Source organism: Georgenia sp. Marseille-Q6866, assembly GCF_965111665.1.
In genome coordinates this window covers 97653-123106 of the sequence record NZ_CBCOOR010000006.1, presented here as the reverse complement: position 1 = coordinate 123106, position 25454 = coordinate 97653, and the positions used below count along the sequence as shown (strand labels likewise).

At 73.8% G+C, this 25454-nt stretch carries 19 protein-coding genes; 2 read left to right on the top strand and 17 right to left on the bottom strand.

All coding sequences use genetic code 11. The annotated features are described in order from the left end of the window. Window positions 1-3: 3 nt before the first annotated feature. From ACWPXV_RS07400 to ACWPXV_RS07390, 3 genes are all read right to left on the bottom strand, one after another. Window positions 4-348 carry a hypothetical protein gene (locus ACWPXV_RS07400; RefSeq protein WP_454084635.1) on the bottom strand — a complete coding sequence of 115 codons (345 nt, stop codon included), beginning with the start codon at window positions 346-348 and terminating at the stop codon, window positions 4-6. Window positions 349-467: 119 nt separating this feature from the next. Continuing rightward, on the bottom strand, window positions 468-1625 hold the full coding sequence (locus tag ACWPXV_RS07395) for a sensor histidine kinase (protein WP_454084634.1): 1158 nt from the start codon (window positions 1623-1625) through the stop codon (window positions 468-470). Between the two features lie 39 nt (window positions 1626-1664). Continuing rightward, complete coding sequence (locus ACWPXV_RS07390; protein ID WP_454084633.1) at window positions 1665-1841, bottom strand: hypothetical protein; 177 nt, start codon at window positions 1839-1841, stop codon at window positions 1665-1667. 138 nt (window positions 1842-1979) lie between these two features. Here ACWPXV_RS07390 and ACWPXV_RS07385 point away from each other — a divergent pair, with 138 nt between their 5' ends. Continuing rightward, a complete protein-coding gene (locus ACWPXV_RS07385; protein WP_454084632.1) occupies window positions 1980-2645 on the top strand; it encodes a response regulator in 666 nt (221 codons plus the stop codon). Between the two features lie 64 nt (window positions 2646-2709). Here the strand turns inward: ACWPXV_RS07385 and ACWPXV_RS07380 are convergent, their stop codons facing one another. From ACWPXV_RS07380 to fdxA, 3 genes are all read right to left on the bottom strand, one after another. Further along, on the bottom strand, window positions 2710-4002 hold the full coding sequence (locus tag ACWPXV_RS07380) for a citrate synthase (RefSeq protein WP_454084631.1): 1293 nt from the start codon (window positions 4000-4002) through the stop codon (window positions 2710-2712). A gap of 197 nt (window positions 4003-4199) precedes the next feature. Further along, on the bottom strand, window positions 4200-5336 hold the full coding sequence (gene dapC / locus ACWPXV_RS07375) for a succinyldiaminopimelate transaminase (RefSeq protein ID WP_454084630.1): 1137 nt from the start codon (window positions 5334-5336) through the stop codon (window positions 4200-4202). 2 nt (window positions 5337-5338) lie between these two features. After that, window positions 5339-5656 carry a ferredoxin gene (gene fdxA, locus ACWPXV_RS07370; RefSeq protein ID WP_251839721.1) on the bottom strand — a complete coding sequence of 106 codons (318 nt, stop codon included), beginning with the start codon at window positions 5654-5656 and terminating at the stop codon, window positions 5339-5341. Between the two features lie 250 nt (window positions 5657-5906). Here fdxA and ACWPXV_RS07365 point away from each other — a divergent pair, with 250 nt between their 5' ends. Continuing rightward, window positions 5907-6131, top strand: coding sequence for a putative acetyltransferase (locus tag ACWPXV_RS07365; RefSeq protein WP_454084629.1), 225 nt, complete (start codon window positions 5907-5909; stop codon window positions 6129-6131). Here the strand turns inward: ACWPXV_RS07365 and ACWPXV_RS07360 are convergent. The 11 genes from ACWPXV_RS07360 to ACWPXV_RS07310 all read right to left on the bottom strand — a co-directional run bounded on the left by ACWPXV_RS07360 (window position 6128) and on the right by ACWPXV_RS07310 (window position 25441). Next, a complete protein-coding gene (locus ACWPXV_RS07360; protein ID WP_454084628.1) occupies window positions 6128-7861 on the bottom strand; it encodes a VanW family protein in 1734 nt (577 codons plus the stop codon). The genes ACWPXV_RS07365 and ACWPXV_RS07360 overlap by 4 nt on opposite strands. Before the next feature lie 42 nt (window positions 7862-7903). Beyond that, a complete protein-coding gene (locus tag ACWPXV_RS07355; protein ID WP_454084627.1) occupies window positions 7904-8401 on the bottom strand; it encodes a flavin reductase family protein in 498 nt (165 codons plus the stop codon). Further along, window positions 8398-9921, bottom strand: coding sequence for a PIG-L family deacetylase (locus ACWPXV_RS07350; RefSeq protein ID WP_454084626.1), 1524 nt, complete (start codon window positions 9919-9921; stop codon window positions 8398-8400). The genes ACWPXV_RS07355 and ACWPXV_RS07350 overlap by 4 nt, the downstream gene beginning before the upstream one ends. 37 nt (window positions 9922-9958) lie before the next feature. Further along, window positions 9959-11866 carry a translational GTPase TypA gene (typA, locus tag ACWPXV_RS07345; RefSeq protein WP_454084625.1) on the bottom strand — a complete coding sequence of 636 codons (1908 nt, stop codon included), beginning with the start codon at window positions 11864-11866 and terminating at the stop codon, window positions 9959-9961. A 1510-nt stretch (window positions 11867-13376) separates the two neighbouring features. Beyond that, complete coding sequence (locus ACWPXV_RS07340) at window positions 13377-14054, bottom strand: ABC transporter ATP-binding protein (protein ID WP_454084624.1); 678 nt, start codon at window positions 14052-14054, stop codon at window positions 13377-13379. Then, window positions 14047-15045, bottom strand: a complete 999-nt coding sequence (locus ACWPXV_RS07335; RefSeq protein ID WP_454084691.1) for an ABC transporter ATP-binding protein — start codon at window positions 15043-15045, stop codon at window positions 14047-14049. Before ACWPXV_RS07335 ends, ACWPXV_RS07340 begins: the two co-directional genes overlap by 8 nt. 84 nt (window positions 15046-15129) lie before the next feature. After that, the gene (gene putP, locus ACWPXV_RS07330) at window positions 15130-16635 is read right to left on the bottom strand and encodes a sodium/proline symporter PutP (protein WP_454084623.1); all 1506 of its coding nucleotides are present in this window, start codon (window positions 16633-16635) and stop codon (window positions 15130-15132) included. A gap of 75 nt (window positions 16636-16710) precedes the next feature. After that, entirely contained in the window at window positions 16711-19503 is a 2793-nt protein-coding gene (locus ACWPXV_RS07325; RefSeq protein ID WP_454084622.1) for an FtsX-like permease family protein, read from the bottom strand. Next, entirely contained in the window at window positions 19500-22646 is a 3147-nt protein-coding gene (locus ACWPXV_RS07320) for an FtsX-like permease family protein (RefSeq protein ID WP_454084621.1), read from the bottom strand. The genes ACWPXV_RS07325 and ACWPXV_RS07320 overlap by 4 nt, the downstream gene beginning before the upstream one ends. A 3-nt stretch (window positions 22647-22649) precedes the next feature. Then, a complete protein-coding gene (locus ACWPXV_RS07315) occupies window positions 22650-24413 on the bottom strand; it encodes an ABC transporter ATP-binding protein (protein WP_454084620.1) in 1764 nt (587 codons plus the stop codon). After that, window positions 24413-25441 (bottom strand): ABC transporter permease, encoded by a 1029-nt coding sequence (locus ACWPXV_RS07310; RefSeq protein ID WP_454084619.1) that lies wholly within the window; start codon window positions 25439-25441, stop codon window positions 24413-24415. The genes ACWPXV_RS07315 and ACWPXV_RS07310 overlap by 1 nt, the downstream gene beginning before the upstream one ends. Window positions 25442-25454: the final 13 nt, after the last annotated feature.

Genomic DNA, 25454 nt, shown 5'->3' with positions numbered 1-25454 from the left:
GCCTCAGAAGGTCAGGGCGGCCTTGCGGGCCGCCGTCTTGCCGAGCTGCCGGACGAGCGCGGCGAAGGTGAGACGGATGGTCACGGCCCACGCCCCGAAGCCGAGGGGGACCAGCGCCAGCGACAGCGCCATGGCCCACGGGCTGTTGAAGGCGTTCCAGATGCCGACGGCGGCGGCGCCGCTGATGCCGAGGTGGACCTTGAGGTCAGGGGCGAGCTCCGCCGCCCCGAGGAGGCTGCTGGTGCCCAGGGCCGGGGTCAGCAGGAGGATCGCGACGGCGAGCAGCGTGACCGCCCCCGCGACGCCGGCGGCACGGACGGCGTCCGTGCCGATCGCTGAAGTCTTCATGTGCGCACTCCTTCGTGTGGTTCCGGACGGTGTTGTCCGTGGAACCGACGCTAGGGAGGGCGCCCTACCCGGCGCGATACCGGATCGGCGACTTCCGACCCCGACCTTCGTCGAGAGAGTCAGGCGACGGGGACGACGCAGCGCAGCACCCACGTGTCGCCCTCGCGGGACCCGGTGACCGTCCCGCCGTGCTCCCCTGCGCGCGCGCTCATGTTGCCCAGCCCGAGCCCGGAGGAGGGCAGGTCCGACGCGGCACCGACCGCGTTGCGCAGCTCCAGGCACAGCCGGCCGGCCTCCCGGGTCGCGCGCAGCGCGACCGGCTGACGGGGGTCGGCGTGCTTGACGACGTTGGTCGCCGCCTCCTGGAGGATCCGTCCCAGGGCGACGTCGACCTCCAGCGGCAGGCCCTCGAGGACGGCGGGGTCGTAGTCGACCTCCGTGCGCAGCCCGAGGGCGTGGAGGTGCTCGCGCACCGCCGCCACCGTCGCCTCCAGGCGCAGCGACTTCTCCCCCGGCCCGGCGAGCTCCTCGGGCGTCTGCAGCACGCGCAGCATCCACCGCAGCTCGGTGAGGGCCTGGCGGGTGGACTCGGCGATGACGCGCAGGGACCTGTCCCGCTGCTGGGCGTCCTCCGACATCGAGACGACGTCCGCGTGCATCGACGCCATCGTCACGTGGTGCGCGACGATGTCGTGGAGCTCCCGGGCGATGCGGTCCCGCTCCTCCGCGAGCGAGCGGGCGCGCTCCTCCTCGAAGCCCGAGATCCGGTCCGCGGCGGCGGCGCTGCGCTGGGAGAGCGCGGCGTACGCCGCCCCGACGCTCACCGAGGCGACGAGGACGGCCACCGGGACGAAGGCGACGGCCCGGGAGTTCTCGTGGGCGAGGAGGACGAGGACGAGCCACAGGAGCGAGGCGGTGACGTAGCCGGCGGCGAAGCGGGGCGTCGCCTTGCCGACGACCACCCCGCTGAGCGCGAGACCGATGATGCCGGTCGGCAGCCACAGCTCGGTCGTGGCGCTGACGAGCATGACGACCATGACGGCGGCCGCACCGACCGGGACGCGGTAGGCGACGAGTGCCAGCGCGAGGTAGACGGCGACGACGACGACCGCGTCGAGCGGGCCCTCGCCGTCAGCAAGGACGTCGGCGACGTCGAGGGTGCCGACGACGGCAGCGGCGACGACGACGAGGACGCGCGCCCAGGAGGCGAGCGGCGCACTCGTCCACAGGCCCGCGCGCCGGCTGCCGGCCGGCGGCGGCCGGTACCCCCCGTCCACAGCCCGAGGCTACCGGCCGGCGGGCCGGGACGGGGCGACTCAGCAGCGCTTCTTGAGAACCACGCACATGAGGTCGTGGAAGAACCCGTTGGTGCCCCGGCTCTCCCCGGCGACGGCGATCGAGCTGCCGGTGGGGTCGGCCGGGGCGTCCGCCGCAGCGGCGGACGGGCCTGCGACGAGGAGGACGGCGACGAGGGCGGAGACTGCAGTCTTCATGAGAGCTCCTTCGGTGGACCGACGTTGGTCGCGGCAACTGTCTCAGCGGGGCGCTGCGCAGAGCCCTCGACGGTCCGCTACGCCCGCCTTGACCTTCGTCTAGCGGGCGGGCGCGCGGCTCGCCCTAGACTGCCCGACATGGAGCACATCCGGGTGCTGATCGTCGACGACCAGCCGCTCATGTCCGAGGCGTTGGCCGTCTTCGTCAACAGCGCCGAGGGCATGGTGTGCGCGGGGGTCGCCCCCAACGGCAAGGTCGGCATCGCCATGGTCGAGTCGCACCGCCCCGACGTCGTCCTCATGGACCTGGAGATGCCGGTCGTCGACGGTGTCGAGGCGATGGAGGTGCTCAGCCGGGAGCACCCGGAGGTCCCCGTCATCGCGATGACGACCTTCAGCGGCCAGGAGCACGTCGTCGCCGCGCTCAAGGCGGGGGCGGCAGGCTACCTCGTCAAGGACATGGGCCCGGCGGACATCACCGCCGCGATCCGCAAGGTCCACGCCGGGGAGGCGGTGCTCGCGCCGTCGATCGCGCTGGCGCTCGTCCGCAGCGTCCGGGAGAGCACGTCCGCCCACGTCGACGAGTCGGTGCTCGGGAGCCTCACCGTGCGGGAGCGCGAGGTGCTCCAGCTCCTCGCCCGCGGCCTCAACAACGCGGAGATCGCCGAGCGCATCCACTTCTCCGAGGCCTCGGTCAAGGCGCACATGACCCAGATCATGAGCAAGCTCGGGGTGCGTGACCGGGTGCAGACCCTCATCCGGGCGTCCCAGCTCGGGCTGGTCGACCTCTCCCTCGAGTCCTGACGACGGCGCCCCGGCAGCCCGTCCGCGAGGGGACCGGGCCGCCGGGGCGGCGTCGTGCGTGGCGTCAGCGGCCGGCGGGGTACTCCCGCTCGGTCTCACCGGTGTAGACCTGGCGCGGGCGCCCGATCTTCGTCGTGGGGTCGGCGATCATCTCGCGGTACTGGGCGATCCACCCGGGCATGCGGCCCATCGCGAAGAGCGGGGTGAACATCTGGGTCGGGAAGCCCATGGCCTTGTAGATGAGGCCGGTGTAGAAGTCGACGTTCGGGTAGAGCTTGCGCTCGATGAAGTAGTCGTCGTTGAGGGCGATCTCCTCCAGGCCCATGGCGATGTCGAGCAGCTCGTCGGACTTGCCGAGCTTGCCGAGCACCTCGTGGGCGGCGTCCTTGACGATGGCCGCGCGCGGGTCGTAGTTCTTGTAGACCCGGTGGCCGAAGCCCATGAGCCGGACGCCGTCCTCCTTGTTCTTCACCTTGCGCATGAACTCCGAGGCGTCGCCGCCGGAGGCCTGGATCGTGGTGAGCATCTCGAGGACGGACTCGTTCGCGCCGCCGTGGAGCGGGCCGGACAGGGCGCCGACACCGGCCGAGACCGCGGAGTAGATGTTGGCGTTCGAGGAGCCCACCATGCGCACGGTCGACGTCGAGCAGTTCTGCTCGTGGTCGGCGTGGAGGATGAGGAGCATGTCCAGCGCCTTGGTGAGCGCCGGGTCGACGTCGTGGTCCTGGTAGGGCAGGTGGAAGGTGAGCCGGTAGAAGTCCTCGACGTAGGACTTCGAGGCGTCAGGGTAGAGCAGCGGCAGGCCCAGGGCGCGCTTGGCGATGTAGGCGATCATCGTCGGCACCTTGGCCATGAGCAGCACGGTGGCGAGCTCGACCTGCTCCTCGTCGCGCGGGTCGAGGGTGTGCTGGTAGTACGTGGCCAGCGCGGAGACGCCGGACTGGAGGATCGCCATCGGGTGCCCGTTGGCCGGGAAGGCGGTGAAGAAGGCCTTGAAGTCCTCGTGGAGGAGACGGTGCTTGTGGATGCGCGCCGTGAACGACTCGAGCTCGTCCGCCGTCGGCAGCTCGCCCTTGATGAGGAGGTAGGCCACCTCGAGGAAGGAGGAGCCCTTGGCGAGCTGGTCGATCGGGTAGCCGCGGTAGCGCAGGATGCCGGCGTCACCGTCGATGTAGGTGATCGCCGACGTCGTGGACGCGGTGTTCATGAAGCCGGGGTCGAGCGTGACGAGGCCGGTCTCCTTGAGCAGCGAGGAGATCTTCACCCCGTCGTTGCCCTCGGCCGCCGGAACCCGGTCGAACTCCAGTCGCGTTCCGTCGACCTCGAACGTTGCCGGGGTGGGGGTGGCCTCGGACATGTACTGCCTCCTCAAGGATCGGTACGCCGGGTGCTCGTGGCCCCGGCACCGTCCGCACCGTCGGAGGCGGAGGCCTCATCGGTCCGCACGGTCGTGTTGGGTGGTTCCTCCATGAAGGGTAAGCCATGCCACCCGCCGCACCGGAACCGGGGAGCCGCCCGACTTGTCCGTCACGACGTGACGCGCGACACCCCGTCTCAGGGCAGCAGCGGCCCCGTCGAGAGCCGCTCGGCTGCCGCGGCGACCCGCTCGTCGCTCGCGGTGAGCGCGATGCGCACGTGCCGGGCACCTGCGGGGCCGTAGAACTCCCCGGGCGCGGCGAGGATGCCGCGCTCGGCCAGCGCGGCGACGATGGCGCGGCAGTCGGCCTCCCCTGCGGTGGTGGCCCACAGGTAGAGTCCCGCCTCGCTCTCGGGGGCGACGACCAGCCCTGCGGCCGCGCACGCGGCGAGGAGCACCTCACGCCGGGCCCGGTAGCGCTCACGCTGGACGGCGACGTGCTCGTCGTCGTCCAGCGCGGCGGCGAGGGCGGCCTGGACGGGGGCCGGCATCATCATGCCGGCGTGCTTGCGCAGCTCGAGGAGCCGGCCGACGAGGGCGGGGTCACCGGCGGCGAAGGCCGCGCGGTAGCCCGCGAGGTTGGACTGCTTGCTCGCCGAGTACAGGACGAGCAGGCCCTCGTGGCTGTCGCCGCACACGCGTGGGTCAAGGAGGCTCGGCACGCCCTCGGACGCCCACGGCTCCGCCCAGCCCAGCTCGGCGTAGCACTCGTCGCTCGCGACGACGGCTCCCCGGGTCCGCGCCCACTCGACCACCTTGCGCAGGTGCTCGACCCCGAGCACACGGCCGGTCGGGTTGGACGGGGAGTTGAGCCACACGAGCCGCACCGGCCCGGGCCCGACGGCGGTGGTCGAGTCCGCCGGGAAGGGCTCGGCACCAGCCAGGCGCGCGCCGACGTCGTACGTGGGGTAGGCGATCTGCGGGTGGACGACGACGTCGCCGGCCCCCAGCCCGAGCATGGCGGGCAGCAGGGCGACGAGCTCCTTGGAGCCGATGGTCGGCAGCACCTGCTCGGGGCTGAGCCCGGGCACGCCGCGGCGGCGCGCGAACCAGCCGACCACCGACTCACGCAGGCGGTCGGTGCCGTGCGTCGTCGGGTAGCCGGGCGAGTCCGCCGCGGCGACGAGCGCGTCCCGGACAACCTGCGGCGTGGGGTCCACGGGCGTGCCGACCGAGAGGTCGACGATCCCGCCGGGGTGCGCCCACGCCCGGTCCCGGGCGCCGGCAAGGCTGTCCCAGGGGAAGCTCGGCAGCGCGTCGCCGAACAGCGCCACCCTCAGGCCTGCGGCGGGAGGGCGGCCACCAGCGGGTGGTCCCTGTCGATGAGGCCCATCTTGGCCGCACCGCCGGGCGAGCCGATGTCGTCGAAGAAGTTGACGTTGGCGCCGTAGAAGGCCGACCACTGCTCGGGGGTGTCGTCCTCGTAGTAGATCGCCTCGACCGGGCACACGGGTTCGCAGGCGCCGCAGTCGACGCACTCGTCGGGGTGGATGTAGAGCATGCGCTTGCCCTCGTAGATGCAGTCCACGGGGCACTCGTCGACACATGCCAGGTCCTTGACGTCCACGCAGGGCTGCGCGATGACGTAGGTCACGGGTTCCCTCCCTCTGCGGCGTGTGCCGCCGCCTGTCGATGCGCTCCCAGTATCCCTCATCCGCCCGGCCCCGCAGCGTGTCCCGCCCGCTGGACGGGCAGGGCCCACCCCCACTCCGCACTGTGCTGCCTCTCGTCCACCGTGCGCCCGGTCGACGGGGCGCACAGTGGACGCACCGGGCGCACAGTCGTGGCGAGGCCGCCTCGCAGCGCGCGTCCCGCCCGCTGGACTGGCAGGGGACAATGGCCGGGTGAGACCTCTGTGGGCGGACTGGCCGGTGGGCACGCGCGTGGTCATCCGCTACCGGCGCGCCGAGGGCGGGTTCTCCGACGCGCTCGGTGACCTCGTCGCGGCCGACGACGACGCCGCCGTCGTCCACACGCGCCGCGGCCCGGTGCGGGTGGCCGCGGCGGACGCGGTCATCGGCAAGCCGGTGCCGCCGCCCCCGCCGCGGCGCGCGCCCCGGCGCGACTAGGGCGCGGAGCCGCACACGACGCGGTCCCACGGGATGTAGCGCGTGGTCCACGAGTTGCTGTCGACCTCGGCGCCGTCGTGCGAGACGGTGCGCGACACCGTGACGCTGAAGCCCCGCTCGGGCGAGTTGTGCGGCACGCAGCCGGGCGCGGAGTTGTAGACGGTCGAGGGCTGGGTGAAGTTGAAGCGCTCGCTCGTGCTCGTCGTGACCTCGAAGTGCTCGGTGCCCCACAGCCGGACGTGGAACTCCCCGCCCGAGACCCAGGACTGGACGAGTGCGCCGTAGGGCGTCGTGTTGGTCCAGCGCAGGTCGACGCTCGGGGTGAAGAGCGTGGCCTCGCGGCCCTCGGGGTAGCGCGGGTAGTGGTGGGAGTGCGTCTGGAACTGGTCGAGCTGCATGCCCGCGAAGAAGGCGGCGTTGAAGACCGTGGTCGAGACCTGGGAGAGGCCGCCGCCCATCCCGCTCGTCTCGAGGCCGTCGACGACGACGCCGGAGGACACGAAGCCCCGCTCGGCGGTGATCGGCCCGAGCGCGTCGATGAGGCTGAAGGTCTCCCCGGGCTTGACGAGGGTGTTGGAGATCTTCTCCGCTCCGACGACGAGGTTGCGCGTGCGCTGGGCGTCGTTGTGGAAAGGCGTGGAGAACTCCGAGACCACCTCGGTGACCCGCAGGGCCTCGGCGTCGGCGACCGTGAACTCCGGGGCGACCTCGACGAGGCGCGCCTGGGCGGTGCGGTCGGAGTCGGAGACGGCGGCCGCGGCGACGGTCTCGACGAGGACCTCCTCGTCGACGTCCATGCCGGTCGCCCCGGGCACGATGGTGGGGCGCCCGTCCTCGAGGACGATGCGGGCGTCGCGTGCCTCGGTGCGCACCTCGGGGTCGAGCTCGAGGACGAGGTCGACGAGCGCCTCGCCGTCGAGCCGGAGCTCGAGGGCGCCGTCCGTGGTGGGCTCGAGGGTGGACACGGCGGTGAGGTGCGCAGGGGTGAGCTCGACGAGCCGTCCGTCGATGTCGACGGCCACCGGCGAGCGGGTGAGCGGGCGCGCGACCTCGTCCGTCGCCGTCTCGACGGCCTCGGCGGTGACGGCTGGCGTGACCTCCTCGCCCGGCAGCTCGAGCGGGCGCTCCCCGGTGATCCAGGTGTCGGCGACGAGCTCGACGGCGGCGTCGACGTCGACGGACGTGCCGGCCACCGGCTCGGTCACCTGTGCCTCGCCGTCGGTGAGCGCGATGGCGCCGTCGACGGGCGCGACGTTCAGGGTCTCGGCGACGCGCTCGACCTCGGCGCGCAGGGCCGCCTCGTCCACCCGGACGACCGGGTCGTGGTCCTCGGTGCCGAAGAGGTGGGCTACGACGCTGCGCGGGTCGAAGGACAGGCCCGACAGACGGTCGACGGTGGCGGCGGCGTCCAGCTCCAGGCCGGCGGCGGCCGGGTCGAGGGTCGTCTCGTTCTCGGCGAGGGACACCGGGACGGGCTCGGTGGCGGTGTCGGCCAGCTCCTCGTCGAGCCGCTCGGTCGCCTCCTGCGCGGTGAGACCGCCGATGTCGACGCCCGCGACCGTGGCGCCCCGCGGGACGCGGTCACCGAGGTACCAGGCCGCGCCGGCGTAGGCGGCGAGCAGCAGGACGAGGACGACGAGGGCGACGATCCACCCGCGGCGACGGCGCCGCGGGCTCTCCTCCTCGAAGTCGACGAGCAGCGAGTCGTCGGTCGACGTGTCCGTTCCCATACGTGTTTCCCTCCGGGATCGCGCCACGGTGCGACGCGCAGATCAGGCGTCCCCGAGCGGCCGCAGCCGCCCGAGGTAGTGGACGAGGGCACCGGTGGCGGTGCGGCCGAGCGTGGCGTCGAGGACCTCGCCCACGACGACGTCGTGGTCGCCGGCGGTGCGGATCCAGTGGGTGCGGCACTCGAGCCAGCCCTGGGCCTGGTCGACGAGAGCGGCGCCGCTGAGCGGCCCGCGGCTGTGGTCGACGCCGACGAGCTGCCCGATCGCGGGGCGTCCGGGGCTGGAGAGACGGTCGGCGGCGACCTTCGCGTCGCCGTCGAGGATGCTCACCGCCCACGTGTCGACGTCGTCCAGCGCCTCGCGCAGCCGGGCATCGGTGTGGACGCAGAAGAGGACCATCGGCGGGCGCAGGGACACCGAGGTGAGCGCGGTGGCCGTCATCGCGAGGTCGGTGGCGCCGTGGCGCACGGAGACCGCCGCGACACCCCCGGCGAGGCGCTGCATGGTCGTGCGGTACCGCTCGACGAGCTCCTCGTTCACGCCCGCCTCCCCCGGGTGCCGTCGCCGAACCAGCGGGCCGGCAGCAGTGCCGCGAGCACGCAGGCGACGGGCGCGCCGAAGAGCCAGACGTAGCCGATGGCCTCGTCGGTGACGAGGACGTCGCCGCCGGGGCGGAGGAAGGCCATGGCCTGGGTGACCCCGACGACGGCGAGCGCGGCGAGCAGGAGCCCGCCACCGCCCGCGATCGCGCGCGCCGCGACGGCTGCCGCGAGCACACCGGCCAGCCCGAGGACGATGCCGACGGGGAAGCCCTCGAGGGTGAAGCGGTGGACGACCGTGCCGAGCGCGCCCATGACGAGTCCGGCGAGGAGGGAGACGAGGACGCCGACCGTGCCGCCGCTCGTGACGAGCCGGGCGAGGACGCCGCGGCGCGGTGCGGGCGCGGTGGGGGCACCGCCGTCCGGGGCTGCCACTGCAAGGCCCACCGGTGCGGCTTGCGGTACGGAGCCCTCCGGGGCGGCCTGGGGTGCGGAGAGGACGGGTGCGGGGGCGACCGGCGCCGACGACGGGACCGGGGTGGCGCCGTCGTCGTGCGCGAGGACCGCGGCCAGCGCGGTGGCGTCGGAGCCGGGGGCGGGACGCAGGTGGACGCGGTCGAGAACCGGGACGAGCGCCGCGTTGCTCAGCCCCAGGTACCCGACGAGCCGCCGGCCGTCGATCGGTGCGACGGCCTGGACCTGGGTGCGGTGCTGGCGCAGCGCCGCGAGGACCTGCTCGGCGACGGGCCGGACGTCGAAGGACGCGGTGACCTCCGCGGCGGGCACGGCGAGCGAGGACAGCTCTCCCGCGGGGTCGAGCACGGTGAGGACGGTGCCGTCCGGCGCGTGGAGCGGCGCATGGTGGCCCAGGACGTCGGCGAGCTCGGTGAGTGCCGCCCGCAGGTGGGACTCCTCCTGCGCGGTCCACAGGACGGTGGGCACCTGCCACGGCGCCAGGCCACCGAGCGGCTCGGCGGCGTCGGCGGCGATCTCGATCGCGCGAGTGGTGACCCGGTGCGCCTGGACGTGGTCGGGGTGCCCGTACCCGCCGCCTGGCTCCTCGGTGAGCACCGCCGTCGGGCGCACGTGGCGGACGACGACGGCGAGGAGCCCGGCGGCGACGTCGACGTCGAGGGTGCTGAAGGCGTCCGGTCCGGCGTCCTCGGCCGGCCCCGCGAGGCCCGGACGGATCCACCGCATGCCGGAGTCGCGGAAGCGGGAGGGCCGCTGGCCCTCGAGGGCGGGGACCTGGTCGAGGAAGAGGTGGCGGTGCGCGCCGAGCTCGGCGAGGGCGGCGGACAGCTCGGCCTCACGGCGACGGGCCAGCTGCTCGGGGTCGTCGGCGAGGTGGGTGAGGTCCGGAGGAATCACCTCGCCGCGCTCACCGCGGGTACAGGTGACGACGGAGACGTCGACACCGGCGCGGGCGGCGAGCGCAAGCAGGCCACCCGCACCGATCGTCTCGTCGTCGGGGTGCGCGAAGACGGCGAGCAGCCGGTGCTCGGGTTGCGTCGTCATCATCACCCCATTCTTGCCCAGGCCGCCGTGCGGCCCGGTGTCAGGCGCGGCGCAGGCGGGCTGCCGCCTTGGCGCGCTCGGTCGCGTCGAGGACGACCTTGCGGATCCGGATGGACTCCGGCGTCACCTCGACGCACTCGTCGTTGCCGGCGAACTCGAGCGACTCCTCGAGGGTGAGCTTGCGCGGCGGCACGAGGTTCTCGAAGGTGTCCGAGGACGCCGCGCGCATGTTCGTCAGCTTCTTCTCCTTGGTGATGTTCACGTCCATGTCGTCGACACGGGAGTTCTCACCGACGACCTGGCCCTCGTAGACGATCGAGGTGGGCTCGACGAAGAAGGAGCCGCGCTCCTGGAGGTTGATCATCGCGAAGGGGGTGACCGAGCCGGCGCGGTCGGCGACCATCGAGCCGTTGGTCCGCAGCTCGATCGGGCCGTGCCACGGCTCGTAGCCCTCGGCGATCGAGGAGGCGATGCCGGTGCCGCGGGTGTCGGTGAGGAAGCGCGTGCGGAAGCCGATGAGGCCACGGGCGGGGACGACGAACTCCATGCGCACCCAGCCGGTGCCGTGGTTCGTCATCGTCTCCATGCGGCCCTTGCGCAGGGCGAGGAGCTGGGTGACGGCGCCGAGGAACTCCTCGGGGACGTCGATCGTCATGCGCTCCATCGGCTCGTGGACCTTGCCGTCGATGGTCTTGGTGACCACCTGCGGCTTGCCGACGGTGAGCTCGAAGCCCTCGCGGCGCATCTGCTCGACGAGGATCGCCAGCGCGAGCTCGCCACGGCCCTGGACCTCCCAGGCGTCGGGACGGTCGGTCGGCAGGACCTTGAGGGACACGTTGCCGATGAGCTCGCGGTCGAGGCGGTCCTTGACCTGGCGGGCGGTGACCTTGGCGCCCTTGACCTTGCCGGCCAGCGGGGAGGTGTTGATGCCGATGGTCATCGAGATCGCGGGGTCGTCGACCGTGATGAGCGGCAGCGGGCGCGGGTCCTCGAGGTCGACGAGCGACTCACCGATCGTGATGTCCTCGATGCCGGCGACGGCGACGATCTCACCGGCGTGCGCGACGTCGGTCGGGACGCGGTCCAGCGCCACGGTCCGCAGGAGCTCGGAGATGCGCACCGGCTTGAGGGTGCCGTCGCGGCGCGCCCAGCCCACGCTCTGGCCCTTGCGGAGCTCGCCGTTGAAGACGCGCAGCAGCGCGAGGCGGCCGAGGAACGGGGAGGCGTCGAGGTTGGTGACGTGCGCCTGGAGGGGCGCGCCCTCCTCGTACGTCGGGGCGGGGATGTTCTGCAGGATGGTGGCGAAGAACGGCTCGAGGTCGGGGCTGTCGGGCAGCTCGCCGTCGACAGGCTGGTCGAGGGAGGCGCGGCGGGCCTTGGCCGAGGCGTAGACGACGGGGACGTCGAGGACCGAGTCGAGGTCGAGGTCGGGGACCTCGTCGGCGAGGTCGCTGGCCAGGCCCAGGAGCAGGTCGGTGGCCTCGGCGACGACCTCGGTGATCCGGGCGTCGGGCCGGTCGACCTTGTTGACGACGATGATGACCGGGAGCTTGGCGGCGAGCGCCTTGCGCAGGACGAAGCGGGTCTGGGGCAGCGGGCCCTCGGACGCGTCGACGAGGAGGACGACGCCGTCGACCATCGACAGGCCGCGCTCGACCTCGCCACCGAAGTCGGCGTGGCCGGGGGTGTCGATGACGTTGATGGTCACGCCGTCGGGGGCGCCGTGCGCCGCGGCCGCGGGGCCGGTGTACCGCACGGTGGTGTTCTTCGCGAGAATGGTGATGCCCTTCTCGCGCTCGAGGTCACCGGAGTCCATCGCCCGCTCGTCGACGTGCTGGTGGTCTCCGAAGGCACCCGACTGCCAGAGCATGGCGTCGACCATCGTGGTCTTGCCGTGGTCGACGTGGGCGACGATCGCGACGTTACGCAGGTCGGAACGAACGGGCATACGCGGAGCTCCTCCGGTGAAGGGGTGCCCGGGCGGCGCCGGCATCGCTCGAGGAGCGGGAACGGTGCGCCGAGTGACGGGCGGGATTGGCACCCGAGGCCCGAGTGCCGCCGATGAATTCTACAACCGCCCGGCCGCGAAGGGCACCGTGTGTGACCAGCCCCATACCACCCCGCCCCTCGCCGCGCTGACCTCCCCGGTTGTCCTCACCTCCCTCCGAACACGTCCGGCTGAGGTGAACCGGGGAGGTCACGCACCGACTCGCTGCTCCACAGCTTGCACTCCCGTCTGTCCGGTCTACCGCAGGGCTGCGAGCCACCCGCACCGTCCTCCCGCTGTCGGCACGCTCGTGGTCATGGCCGTGACGATCAGCCCGAAGGACCTCCCGCCCGTGCTGCTCAGCCGTGAGCTCGGGAAGAACGCCGTCCGGCATGCCGTGAGCACCGGGCTCGTGCAGGTGGCCCGCGGGGTCTTCGTCGATCCTCTCGACGAGGACGAACCCCCGTGGCGCCAGACGGAGCACCTCGCGCTTGCCCGTATCGCGGGCGTCGCCCGCCGCACGGCCGCGCGGCCGGTGTTCAGTCACCGGACGGCCGCGCTGCTGCACGGGCTCTGGCTCGTCGATGATGACACGCTGGTGCACACCTCGCAGAAGCGCCTTCCGAGCCGGTCCGTTGCCGGGCGGGTGCGCCACGTGCGGGACCTGCCGGCTGACGACGTCACCGAGGTCAGCGGCCTGCGGACGACCACGATCGAGCGCACGATCGTCGACTGCGCCAAGACGATGCACCCGAAGCATGCACTCGTTCTCGCCGACAGCGGCATGCGGGCGCTCGTCACCCCTCGGCGGGACTCTCCCAGGACGAACGCCAAGAGGACGGCGGCGCTCAGGGCACGGCTCCTCGCGATGGTGGAGCAGGGCGACCGGCGCCACCTGCGCCGCGCCCGGGCGGTCGTCACCTGGGCCGACCCGCTCGCGGAATCCCCGTACGAGACGGTCCTCCGGTGGGTCGGCGTCTCCAGGGGCCTGCCGCGGCCCGTGCTGCAGCCCCGGTACGAGGTCGAGGGGCACGTCTACTACCCCGACGTGCGGTGGCGGCTGCCGGTCACCGAGCACGGCGCCCTCACCGAGACCATCACGCTCCTCGGGGAGTACGACGGCGAGGTGAAGTTCGTGCCCGACGATCCCGACGGGGCCGACGCCCGCCGCCGGTTGTCGGCGCGCGTCATGGCCGAGCGGCGCCGTCAGAACAGGCTGGCGAGCCTCCCCAGCACAACGGTCGAGCGCTTCGACCGCACCGACTTCTCCGACGAGGACGCCGTGTTCCGGCGGCTGTGTCGCCCCTTCCCGCCTGGCTGGGTCGCCACCCTGAGACCCGTGCCGGAGCTCCTCGGCACCTCCCCGCCGGTGAGCTACCCGCTTCACCTCACCGCGGCGTGTTCGAAGGGGGAGCTCGGAGGACAACCGGGGAGGTCAGCGCGGCGGCGGGTGAGGGGCCGGCGGGTGGGGTTACGTGGGGTGGCCGTCTCTCAGGGTGACGACCTGGTCTGCGCGCTGCATGAGGACGGGGTCGTGGGTGGAGACGACGGCGGCGAGGCCGCGGGCGTGGGTGAGGTCCTGGAGGAGCTCCATGATCGTGGCCGCGGTGCGGGAGTCGAGCTGGCCGGTGGGCTCGTCGGCGATGAGGACCTCCGGCTCTGCGACGAGCGCGCGGGCGATGCCGACGCGCTGCTGCTGGCCGCCGGACAGCTCGTAGGGCCGCTGGCGCACGTGGCCGGAGAGCCCGACGAGCTCGAGGGCGTCCGCCACCCGCTCCTCGCGCTCGGCGGGGTCGACCTCGAGGAGGCGCAGCGGGATCTCGACGTTCTCGGCGGCCGAGAGCACGGGGATGAGCCCGAAGGACTGGAAGACGTAGCCGATGCGGGTGCGGCGCACCTCGAGGACGTCCTTCTCGGGCAGGGCCGACAGCTCGCGGCCGTCACCGAGCAGCACCCGCCCGCTCGTGGGCCGGTCCAGCCCGCCGAGCAGGTTGAGCAGGGTCGTCTTGCCCGAGCCGGACGGCCCCCGCACGATGACGAGTTGACCGCGCGCCACCTCCATGCTCACCTCCGTGAGCGCGTGGACCTCACCGGCGCCCGTGGTGAAGACCCGGCTCACCGACTCTGCGGTCAGCAGCGCCTCAGCCATCGTTGCCCTCCCCGCGCAGGTCGCGCCGGCGCGGCCGCCCGGCCGACGCCGCCGTGGAGCCACTCGACCCGCCCGCGCCCGTCGCCCCGGCCGCGTCGGAGGCCGTCCGGCCCGGGCCGTCGGGCCACACGCCCACGTGGTCGGTCTCCAGCGCGAGCCGCACCCGCTCGCGCAGGTCGAGGGCGCTGACGAAGTCCTCCGGGAGCTGGAGGCGCCCGGTGCGGTCGAGGACGGCGAACTCCTCCGCGACGTGCACCTCGGCGCCGGAGTCGTCCCGCTCGGTGCGCCGCAGCACCTCGGTGGAGGTGCGGCCGTCGCGGATCTGCACGGTGCGCCGCACGTGCTCGGACACGGTGGGGTCGTGGGTGACGATGAGGACGGTGACGCCCAGGCGCTCCGACGCCCCACGCAGCGCCTCGAGGACCTCGGCGCTCGTCGCGTCGTCGAGCTCACCAGTGGGCTCGTCGGCGAGGAGGACGCGCGGGGAGTTGGCCAGCGCGACGGCGATCGCGGTGCGCTGCTGCTCCCCGCCGCTCATCTGCTCGGGCCGGCGGTCACGGCAGTGCTCGATGCCGAGGAGCGCGAGCAGCTCGCCCACCCGCTCCGCGCGCGCCTTCGCGCCGGACAGTACGAGCGGCACGGCGATGTTCTCCGCGGCGGTGAGGTAGGGCAGGAGGTTGCGGGAGGTCTGCTGCCACACGAAGCCGACCGTGTGCCGCTGGTAGCGCACCCGGTCCGCCCGGCTCATCGCACCGATGTCCGTGCCGGCGATGACGGCGCTGCCGCCCGTGGGCCGGTCCAGCCCGGACAGGATGCTGAGGAGGGTCGACTTCCCCGAGCCGGACGCGCCGACGATCGCGACGACGTCGCCGCGCTCCACCCGCAGGTCCAGCCCCTGCAGCGCCTGGACCTCCACGCCCTCGGTGGAGAAGATCCGCACGAGCCCGTGGCACAGGATGTCGGGCTCGGCGCCCTGCACGCTCGTCGTCATCGTCACCTCGTCGCTGTCTGCGGCCCGCTGGCGGCGCCATCGTCTCATCGCCCCGCCCGAACGCGTGCCGGTCCGCGCCGAGCGCTACTCCGCCGGGGCCCGCCTCGCTCCCTGGGTCGCCGCCGTGAACTCCCGCTCCATCTCCTCGTCCGGCCGGTAGGTGCGCTTGCTGACGACGACGGCGACGAGCAGGTTGGCGAGGAAGCCCGGCACGATCTCGTACAGCGTCGCGCCGAGGATCTCCGGCCCGAACTGCTTCCACAGGATGACCGTCACCGCGCCGGTCACCATCCCGGCGAGCGCGCCCCAGGTGGTGAGCCGGCGCCAGAAGAGGCTGAGGAGGATCGCCGGGCCGAAGGAGGCACCGAAGCCCGCCCACGCGAAGGCGACGAGATTGAGGATCGTGTCGGCGGGGTTGAGCGCGAGGACCGTGGCGATGACCGCCACCCCGAGCACGGACACGCGCCCGAGGACGACGAGCTGCCTCGGCGAGGCGTCCTTCCTGACGATCCGGTAGAGGTCCTCGACGAAGGCCGAGGAGCACACGATGAGCTGGCTCGAGACGGTACTCATGATCGCGGCGAGCGCGGCGGCGAAGATCGCCCCGACGAGCAACGGGTGGAGCAGGGCCTGGGACAGCGCCAGCACGATCTGCTCGGCGTCACTCAGGTCCAGGCCGATGCGGTTGACGTAGGCGATGCCGAGGAGCCCGGTCACCACCGCGCCGACCAGCGAGATGACCATCCAGCCGATCCCTATCCGCCGCGCGCGGCCGGCCGAGAGCGCGTCCCGCATCGCCATGAAGCGCACGATGATGTGGGGCTGGCCGAAGTAGCCCAGGCCCCACGCGAGCGCCGAGACCACACCGACCACCGACGCCCCGGTGACCCCCTCGCCCGCCAGCGGCGACAGGCGGGCGGGATCGACCTCGCGGATCCCCTCGAGCGCCTCCCCGAACCCACCGAGTGCGACGAGCACCACGACCGGCACGATGAGCAGCGCGATCATCATCATCGTGCCCTGGACGACGTCGGTCAGGGAGGCCCCGAGGAAGCCGCCGATGAGCGTGTAGGCCAGCGTGACCCCGGCGACGATGAGCATGCCCGTGCGGTAGGGGGTGTCGAAGGCGACCTCGAAGAACACCCCGCCGGCGACCATCATCGAGGAGACGTAGAAGGTGAAGAACACAAGGACGATGGCGCCGGAGGCCACGCGCAGCGAGCGCGAGGTGTCGTGCAGGCGGTTCTCGAAGAAGCTCGGGATGGTGATCGAGTTCTTCGCCGTCTCCGTGTACGAGCGCAGCCGCGGGGCGACCAGGCGCCAGTTGAGGTAGGCGCCGATGGTGAGCCCGACGGCGATCCACCCCTCGATGAGCCCGCTCACGTAGATGGCGCCCGGCAGGCCCATCATGAGCCAGCCGGACATGTCGGAGGCGCCGGCGCTGAGCGCCGCCGTGGTGGGTGACAGGCGCCGCCCGCCGAGCATGTAGTCCTCGTGGCCGCTGGTGCGGCGGTAGGCGTAGTAGCCGATCGCCAGCATCGCCACGAAGTACGCGACGAGCGCGATGAGCTGGTAGGTGCGGTCAGACATCGTCGTCTCCTCCCCGAGAGCACAGTCCGCCCAGTGTGGCACGCGCCACAGACACGCCTCTCCCGGCCCGCCGGGTCAGGTCTCCTCGCCCATCCGCAGCTCGCTCGCGACGTCGGCCCGGCTGCTCACCACGGTCGAGACGAGCACCGCCAGCGCCGTGACGAGGAGGACCCCGCCCAGCACCCCGCCGACGACGAGCGGGTCGACGACCAGCCCGGGCTGCTCCTCGCCACCGGTGAGCGCCCGCAGGTCCATCCTCCCGAGCACGACCCACGGCACGAGGATCCCGAGGACCCCGCCGGCGAGCACCGACACGGCAGCCAGCGGCACGAGCTCCCAGGCGACGATCCCGCGGGCACGCCGCCGGTCCAGCCCGAGCGTGCGCAGCACCGCGAGCAGCCGGGCGCGTGCGGGGGCGCCCACGAGTTGGGTCATGATGACGGCGACGACGACGAGCGCCAGGCTGAGGACGACGGCGACCGTCAGCGCCGCGTTCATCCCCCCGGCCATCGGGGAGGAGAGGAAGCCGCTCGCGTCGCCCGCCGGGTTCTGGGCGAGGGCGACGGGCTCCACCTCGCGGACGCGCTCGAGCACCGCCGTCGGGTCCTCGCCGTCGGCGACGTCGACGAGGGCGATGCGCGGGAGCACGGCACGCTCGGTGGCGGCGGTGAAGGCGGCGGCGTCGACGAGGACGTCCCCGGTGGTGCCCGCGCCGGCCAGCCGCTCGACCGTGCCGACCACCTCGAGCGCGACCCCGTCCCCGACGGCGGCCTGCAGGGTGTCCCCGACGCCCGCCCCGAGCGCCTCGACCGCCTCCGCGGACAGCACGGCCGGGACGGCGTCACCCGCGGCGGCGGGCAGGTCCGCGGGAAGGTGGTCGATCCCCACGCCGTCGGCCTGGACGTCGCGCACGGCGGCGAGGTCAGCGACGGCGAGGTCCAGCCGCTCCCCCGACACGCTGACGGTGCCGGCGTCACCGACCGTCACCACCCCGGCGACCCCCGGCACGCCGGCGATCGCGGCCGCCTGCTCCTCGTCGATGACCGGGCCGGACAGGCGCAGGTCGGCGCCCACCGACTGCCACGCCGTCGCCTGCACACCGGTGCTGATCGTCGAGCCGAGGACCGCGGAGAACATCGCGACGGAGACGCCGATGACGAGTGCGACGGCGGGGACGAGACCGCCGGAGGGGTCGCGGACCGCCCGCGCCGAGCCGAGGAAGGCCGTGACACCCCGGCGGCGGCGCAGCACCCCCGCCAGCGCCCGGACCGGCAGCGGGTACACGCGCAGGACGACGACGCAGGTGGCCGCGGACAGCAGCAGCGGCACCGCGGTGAGGAGGACGTCGGTCTCCCCGGTCCCGGGAACGACGCCGCGCTGGACGAGGAGGACGACGGCGACGGCGGTGAGGGCGAGCAGCACCGCCTCGGCGACCCACCGCCAGCGTCCGGACCGGCCGCCGAGGTCCGCGCGCCCCTCCCGCAGGCCGCGCGGGGAGGTGCTCGCGGCGAGCATGACGGCAGGCACGAGGGCGACGGCCCCGGTGACGGCGAGGTCGGCGGGCGCGGTGCGGCCCGGCAGGAGAAGGACGGCGAGCAGGGCCCCGGCGGCGGCCGCGGGCACGCCGAGGACGAGCCCCTCGAGCGCGAGCATGGCGCGCAGCTGCCACCCCGAGCCGCCGCGCGCGGACAGGAGCGCCAGTCCGGGCCGGCGGCGCGCGACGAGCAGCCGCGCGGCCAGGAGGAGCACGGCGAGGGTCACCCCGAGCGGGCCGGCCGCGATGACGGTGAGCACGGTGGACGTCACCGCCTGCTGCTGCTGGACCCTGTCGAGCACCTCGCCCAGCCCGCTGGCGAAGCGGACCTCCGGCGCCGGGCCGAGCTCGCCGCCCTCGCCCAGCGGCTGGGGGGTCGTGAACCCGACGAGCTGGGCCTCCGCGGCGTCGACGTCGTCGGCGGTCAGCGCCCCGACGGCGACCGGGAACCACATCTGGGTGCGGAAGCTGGCGACGTGGACGGGGAAGCCGGGCGGCAGCCGCCCGTTCCAGGAGGGGTCGAGGTAGGCGGCGGCAGTTGCGGCGGTGCCGAGGTTGAGGTCGTCGACGACGTGCGGCTCGGCCGAGTACAGGTTGTGGTCCCAGTAGTCGGCGCCGGGGTCGTCGACCTCGTAGGTGCCGGTGAGCAGCGCCGGCACGGTGTTTCCGGCGAAGCGCCGCTCGGTGCCGACCTCCCACTCGAGCACCTCGGCCGCGGGCGCGGACAGGACGAGCTCCAGCGGCCCGCTGGCCGCGATGGCGGCGTCGACGAGCGTGGCCTCCTCGTCCAGGGTGAGGGCCCAGCGCTCGGCGTCGGTGAGCCCGGCGAAGGGGTCGACGGGGGCGGGCGCCTCGGGCCAGCGGCCGTCGGTGAGCGTCACCCGCTCGGCGAGCTGCGGGTCGACGGTGAGGCGCAGCCACTGCCGGCCGATGACCGGGTCGGGCGGGGGCGCGACCTCCGCGGGCTGGCTCTGCAGCCAGAAGCTGGGCTCGCCGAGCAGGGTGCGTAGCGGCTCGGGCTGGGCGGCGCGCAGCTCCTCGAGCGCGACGTGGACGCCCCCGAGGTTCGCCTCCACGTCCGGCGGGTAGGGCGTGGAGCCGGGTGGCGGCGGGTCCAGCCGGGGCCACTCCGTGGGCAGGACGCCGACGACGTCGCGGGACAGTGGGCTCGTCGCGGCGATCTCGTGGGTGACCTGGCGGTCGTCGACGCCGGTGAGCAGGCGCGGCCACGCGGTGGCGACCCCGGCGACGAGGAGCACGAGGAGCGCGAGCGCGACGGGCACCGCACGGTGGGCGGTGGCCTGGCGGCGCGCGAGGCCGAGGAGACCGCTCACCGCACCTCCTCCCGGTACTCGGCGTCCAGCGCCTGGGCCCGCACGCGGGCGCCGAGCACCGCGGCGACGACGCCCAGGCCACCGACGAGGACGGCGAGCACCGCAAGCCCCGGGAGGACGTCGAGCCGCCCGCCGAGGGGCAGCGGCGAGGGCTGGGTGGCGGCGGCCCGGGCGAGGGTGGGCACGAGCAGCGCCGAGGCCGCCCAGCCGGCGAGGACGCCGAGGACGACGCCGAGCCCGCCCACACCGAGCAGCTCGGCCACCCGGGTGCGGGCCTGCGCGGCGGGGGGCACACCGAGCGCGCGCAGGACGACGACCTCGCTGCGACGCTCCCTCGCGAGGGCGAGCACGACGGCGGCCACCCCGGTGAGGGCGAGGAGCGCGGCGCCCGCGGCGACGATCCAGAAGGTGTGGCGCACCGAGCCGGCGGAGTCGGTGAGGTCCTCCCCGGCGACCTCGACGGTGGCCTCCCGGCCGGCGAGCGCGCTCGCCTCCGCGGCGACCTCGGTGGGGTCGGCGTCCTCCTCGACGGTGAGCCACACCTGGCCGGGGAGCAGCGGGCGCTCCTCCCGACTGAGGACGTGGGCGCCGAGCGCGGCAAGGTCGACGAGGACGGCGTCCTCCTCCAGGCCGCCGGGGACGGCGCCGACGACGGCGCCCACCTCGAGGTCGACGGCGGTCCCGCCCAGCGCGACGGTGGCCGTGTCACCCACCCCGAGGTCCGCAGCAGCGGCGAGGTGGGAGGTGACGGCCGCGGGCACGGGTCCTGCACCGCCGTCGGGCAGGAGACGGACCGCGACGTCCTCGGTGCCCTCGAACGCGCCCCGCACGCCGACCGTGCCAAGCGGCTCGAGGTCGGCAGTGGCGAGGGCCTGCACCCAGGGGGCGGTGCCGAGGTCGACGTCGGTGCCGTCGGCGGTGAGGCCGGCGACCTCCGCGGACAGCTCGTAGCCGAGGAACGGGCCGGTGGCGGCGAGGTCGAGCGCGGCGAGCCGGTACTCCCCCGCGGCGGGCAGCTCCAGGCGCAGCGTGTGGTCGGTGGGTTCGGGTCCGAGCAGCCCGTCGTCGCCGAAGGGGTCCGCCGGGAGCCGTCCAGCGTCGATAGCGCTGAGGCCACCGTCCGCGTCGGCCACCCACAGCGTGAGCCGGAGTCCGTGGTCGCCCTCCCGCCGCCGGGCCCGGTCCGCGGCGAGGAGCGCGTCGACCTCGTCCTCGGGGACGCCCAGGACCTCGAGGTAGTACTCGCGGTCCGCGGCGACCTGCTCCTCCTCCGCCTCGAGCGCCCCCGGCGGCAGCCCCAGCTGCGCCCGGACCGTGAGGTCGAGGGTCTGCGCGCCGGCCGGCAGCGCCACTCCCCGGGTGGTGGGAGCGAGACCGGCGACGGCGTCCCCGGGGACGCGCGTGACCTCCTCGAGCCGCGTGGTGTCCAGGGCCGTGACGGCGAGGGGCAGCTCGCCGAAGGTGCCCGTGCCCCGCAGCACCGCCCCCGCTTCCCGGACGCCGGCGATGTCCCGGTAGGGCACCGCCGAGGGCGCCTGCGGCGACGGGCCGCCGGCCGCTGCGGGCACGGTGACGCGCACGTCGGTGCCGGTGGCGAGGGCCGCGACGTGCTCGCGCTGCACGGCGGTGGCTCCGGCGAAGGAGGCGGCGACGGTCGTCGTGCCGACGGCCAGGACGACGAGGACGAGCGGCACGGCGTAGGCGCGCACGCGGCGGGAGACCTGGCGGGCGGCGAGGACGCCGGGCAGGCCGCGTCCCGGCTCCCGGGCCCGGGCGGCGGCGCGGGTGAGCGGGCCGAGCAGGGCGAGCGCGAGCACCGCGAGGAAGGCGAGCACCGCCCCGAGGGAGACGACGGCGAGGACGTCCGCGCCGCCGTCGTCGATGAGCGGGGTTCCGTGCCGCAAGAGCTGCCAGGCGGAGAGGGCGGCCGCGGCGCCGGTGAGCACGACCGTCCCGGCGGCCGCGGCGCCGCGGAGCCGGCCGGAGCGGTCGGCGACCATCCGGCGGGCGATACCGCGCGCGTGCAGGCCCGCGACGACGGTCCCGGTGACGACGGTGAGGACGGCGACGACGGCGCCCGTCGCGACGATGACCCCGCGCTGCGCCTCCCCGCCGTCGAGCCGGCCGACGACGACGGCGGCCAGCACCGTGCCCACCGCGCCACCGACGAGCGCGACGACGGCGAGCTCGGCGGCCGCCCACACCGTCACCTGTCGGGCGGCCGCCCCCCGGGCGACGAGGATCTCGGTCTCGCGGGCCCGGCTCTGCCCGAGGAGGCGGACGACCTGGACGAGGGCGACGACGGAGACGACGCCGAGGAGCGCCACGGGCACGAGGCCCACGGCCGCCGCGGTGGCGGTCGCGTCCGCGAGGCCGTCGACGGTGGCGGCGAGGCCCCCGGTGACGGACAGGCCGCGGACGGCGACGGCGTCGTCGTCGCCGAGGGCGTAGTCGAGCGCCGCGAGGCCGTCCGCGAGGGCGGGCAGGTCCGCCACGGTGAGCGCCTCGGCGCGCGGGTGGACGGTCCAGCGGACGAAGGGCGCGCTGACGGCGTCACGGACGGTGGCGGCGTCGGTGAGGAGCGGACCGACCGCGCCCTCGGTGTGCGGGTCGGTGAACCACGCGCGCTCGTCACCGGTGCGCCACGTGCCGGAGACGGTGAGCGTCGCGCCGTCGACGACGAGCTCGCTGCCTGCCGTCAGGCCGACCTCGGCGGCGGCGTCCTCGGGGACGAGGACCTCCCCGGGGCCGGGCGGCCCGCCGTCGGTGACGACGGCGCCGTCCGCGGCCGGCAGCTCCGCGAGGACGACGCGCAGCTCCTGCCCGCCGGTCTCCGCGCCGACCGCCTCGGTCCACAGCGTGCGCGTGACCTCGGTCGCGGGGCCGAGGCGGGCGGTGACCGTCTCCCGCACGGCGGCGTCCTGCGCCTCCGGGTCGTCCGCGAGCCGGGTCTGCACCTGGACGCCGGCGTCGTAGGGGGCGGCCTCGGTGAGGGTCGCGCGGATCGTCGCGACCCCCGCGGCCCGGGTGTACCCGGTGCTGCCGGCGAGGATCGCGGCGACGGTGGCCGTGAGGACGAGCAGGGTGAGGAGGGCGCCCCGCTGTGCGCGGCCGCGCCGCAGCAGGAGTCGGGGCGCCCTCACGGCCTACTCGCGCGTGGACTCGTCCAGCGGCCCAGCCCCGATCGTGCCCTCGTCGAGCTGGAGCTCGGCGACGCTGTCCCCGAAGGAGGCGAGCAGCGCGTGGCGCTCCTCGCGGCGGCGACGCTGCTCCCCGGGCTCGGGCACCGGAGCGGCGGCGAGCAGGCGCTGCGTGTACTCCTCCTGCGGGTTCTGCAGGACGTCCTCGCGGGTGCCCTTCTCGACGATCTTGCCGTTCTGCAGGACGACCACCCGGTGGGCGAGCAGGTCGACGACGGCGAGGTCGTGGGAGACGAAGAGGCAGGCGAAGCGGTAGCGCTGCTGGAGCTCGGTGAACATCGCGAGCACGCTGGCCTGGACGGACACGTCCAGGGCCGAGGTGGGCTCGTCGGCGACGAGCAGCTCGGGCTCGAGGACGAGCGCCCGGGCGACCGACACGCGCTGGCGCTGGCCGCCGGAGAGCTCGTGCGGGTAGCGGTTGTACACGCTGCGGGGCAGCTCGACGGCCTCGAGGAGCTCGTGGACCTTGCGCTCCCGGGACTTCTTGTCGCCGATCTTGTGGACCACCATCGGCTCGGCGATGATGTCGCCGATCGGCAGGCGCGGGTTGAGCGAGGCGGCCGGGTCCTGGAAGATCACGCCGATCCGGCGGCGCAGGGCCTTGGCCTCCTTGCGGCGCAGCGCCCCGAAGTCCTCCCCGAAGAGGCGGATCGTGCCGGAGGCCGCGGGGATGAGGCCGAGCGCGCAGCGGCCGATCGTCGACTTGCCCGAGCCGGACTCGCCCACCAGGCCGACGATCTCGCCCTGGCGCACGGCGAAGGAGACGTCGTCGACGGCGCGGAACGGCGGCTTGCCGGCGCGCTGGTACTCGATGACGAGGTTCTCCATGCGCAGGGCGTGGACCTCGTTCTCCTCCACGGGCGGAGCCTCGACGTGGGCGATGCCCAGCTGGTCCCGGCCGCGGCCCAGGTGGGGCACGGCGTCGAGGAGGCGCTTGGTGTAGGCGTGCTGCGGGTGGTTGAGGACCTGCTCGACACTGCCGGTCTCGACGAGGTTGCCCTTGAACATCACCGCGACGCGGTCGGCCATGTCGGCGACGACGCCCATGTTGTGGGTGATGAGGAGGATGCCGGTGTTGAGCTTGTCCTTGAGGGAGCGCAGCAGGTCGAGGATGTCGGCCTGGACCGTGACGTCCAGCGCCGTCGTCGGCTCGTCGGCGATGATGACGCGCGGGTCGCAGCTGATCGCGATGGCGATGACCACGCGCTGGCGCTGACCACCGGACAGTTCGTGCGGGTACTGCTTGAGGCGGCGCTCGGGCTCGGGGATGCCGACCATCCGCAGCAGCTCGGCCGCGCGCTCGTCGGCGGCCCGCCCGAAGGCGATGCCGTGCAGCTCGAGCGCCTCGGTGAGCTGGGTGCCGATGGTGAGCACCGGGTTGAGGGCCGTCATGGGCTCCTGGAAGACCATGGCGACGTCGTTGCCGCGCATGCGGCGCAGCTCGCGCTCGTCGAGCTCACCGACCGTGCGCTCCCCGACGACGATGCCGCCGCCGGTGCGGGCGTTCTTCGGCAGGAGGCCGAGCGCCGTCATCGAGGTGACGGACTTGCCGGAGCCGGACTCGCCCACGAGGGCGACGACCTCCCCGGGGTGGACCTCGAGGGAGATGCCCTTGACGGCGTGGACGGAGCCGAACTCGGTCTTGAAGCGGACGTCGAGGTCGGTGAAGGAGAGGACCGGCCCGTTGGACTGCTCGGAGGTGGTGGTCATCAGTCCTTGTTCCTGTTCTGCCGGGGGTCGAACGCGTCGCGCAGACCGTCACCGATGAAGTTCACGCTCAGCGCGATGCCGAGGATGAAGATGCCGGGCCACCAGAACAGCCAGGGCCGGGAGGTGAAGGACGCCTGGTAGGTGCTGATGAGGACGCCCAGCGAGGTGTCCGGCGCGTCGACACCGAAGCCGAGGAAGGACAGCGAGGTCTCGAGGAGGATCGCCGCCGCGATCGACAGGGTGGCCGAGACGATGATCGTGCCGAGCGTGTTCGGCAGGATGTGCTTGACGATGATCCGCAGCGGCGAGGTGCCCACGGCCCGGGCCGCGGCGACGAACTCCCGCTCGCGCAGGGAGAGGACCTCACCGCGCACGAGCCGGGCGAGGCCCGTCCACGTGACGATGCCGAGCATGAACGCCAGCGCCCAGATCGAGCCGCCGCTGATCTGGCCCAGGACGGCGGCGAGGACGAGCAGCGGGATGACGATGAGGAGGTCGGTGAGGCGCATGAGGACAGCCTCGACCCAGCCGCGGAAGTAGCCCGCGGCCGCGCCGACCGCCGTGCCGATGACCGTCGAGACGATGCCGACGACGAAGGCGATGATGAGCGAGCGCTGGGTCCCGCGCATGACGAGCGCGAAGTAGTCCTTGCCGACGTTGTCCTGCCCGAAGGGCTGGTCACCGATCTGGAAGGGCCACAGGCTCAGCGAGGGGCGGCCGCCGTCCGTGACGGTGCCGGCCAGCGTGTAGCTGTGCTGCCACCAGCCGGGGATCGGCCCGAAACCGATGGAGGTGTAGGCCAGCACGGTGATGAAGACGAGCACGGCCATCGAGACCATCGCACCGCGGTGGCGGAGGAACCGGCGCAGCACGAGCTGCCCCTGGGAGTAGGACTTGTCCGTCTTCCCCTCGAGGTCCTCCTCGACGGAGAGCTGGTCGATGTTCTGCAGCGTGCCGGGGTCGGCACCCTGCATGCCCGGCTGCGGAACGATGTGCTCCGGCCGGTTGCTCTTCCTGAACCTTCTCATCGCTGCCTCCGGG

Bases quoted from the DNA above. Each gene is read 5' to 3' on its own strand.
- ACWPXV_RS07400 (WP_454084635.1), bottom strand. From the start codon at position 348: ATGAAGACTTCAGCGATCGGCACGGACGCCGTCCGTGCCGCCGGCGTC.
- ACWPXV_RS07390 (WP_454084633.1), bottom strand. From the start codon at position 1,841: ATGAAGACTGCAGTCTCCGCCCTCGTCGCCGTCCTCCTCGTCGCAGGC.
- ACWPXV_RS07385 (WP_454084632.1), top strand. From the start codon at position 1,980: ATGGAGCACATCCGGGTGCTGATCGTCGACGACCAGCCGCTCATGTCC.
- ACWPXV_RS07380 (WP_454084631.1), bottom strand. From the start codon at position 4,002: ATGTCCGAGGCCACCCCCACCCCGGCAACGTTCGAGGTCGACGGAACG.
- ACWPXV_RS07360 (WP_454084628.1), bottom strand. From the start codon at position 7,861: ATGGGAACGGACACGTCGACCGACGACTCGCTGCTCGTCGACTTCGAG.
- ACWPXV_RS07350 (WP_454084626.1), bottom strand. From the start codon at position 9,921: ATGATGACGACGCAACCCGAGCACCGGCTGCTCGCCGTCTTCGCGCAC.
- typA (WP_454084625.1), bottom strand. From the start codon at position 11,866: ATGCCCGTTCGTTCCGACCTGCGTAACGTCGCGATCGTCGCCCACGTC.
- ACWPXV_RS07340 (WP_454084624.1), bottom strand. From the start codon at position 14,054: ATGGCTGAGGCGCTGCTGACCGCAGAGTCGGTGAGCCGGGTCTTCACC.
- ACWPXV_RS07335 (WP_454084691.1), bottom strand. From the start codon at position 15,045: ATGACGACGAGCGTGCAGGGCGCCGAGCCCGACATCCTGTGCCACGGG.
- putP (WP_454084623.1), bottom strand. From the start codon at position 16,635: ATGTCTGACCGCACCTACCAGCTCATCGCGCTCGTCGCGTACTTCGTG.
- ACWPXV_RS07315 (WP_454084620.1), bottom strand. From the start codon at position 24,413: ATGACCACCACCTCCGAGCAGTCCAACGGGCCGGTCCTCTCCTTCACC.
- ACWPXV_RS07310 (WP_454084619.1), bottom strand. From the start codon at position 25,441: ATGAGAAGGTTCAGGAAGAGCAACCGGCCGGAGCACATCGTTCCGCAG.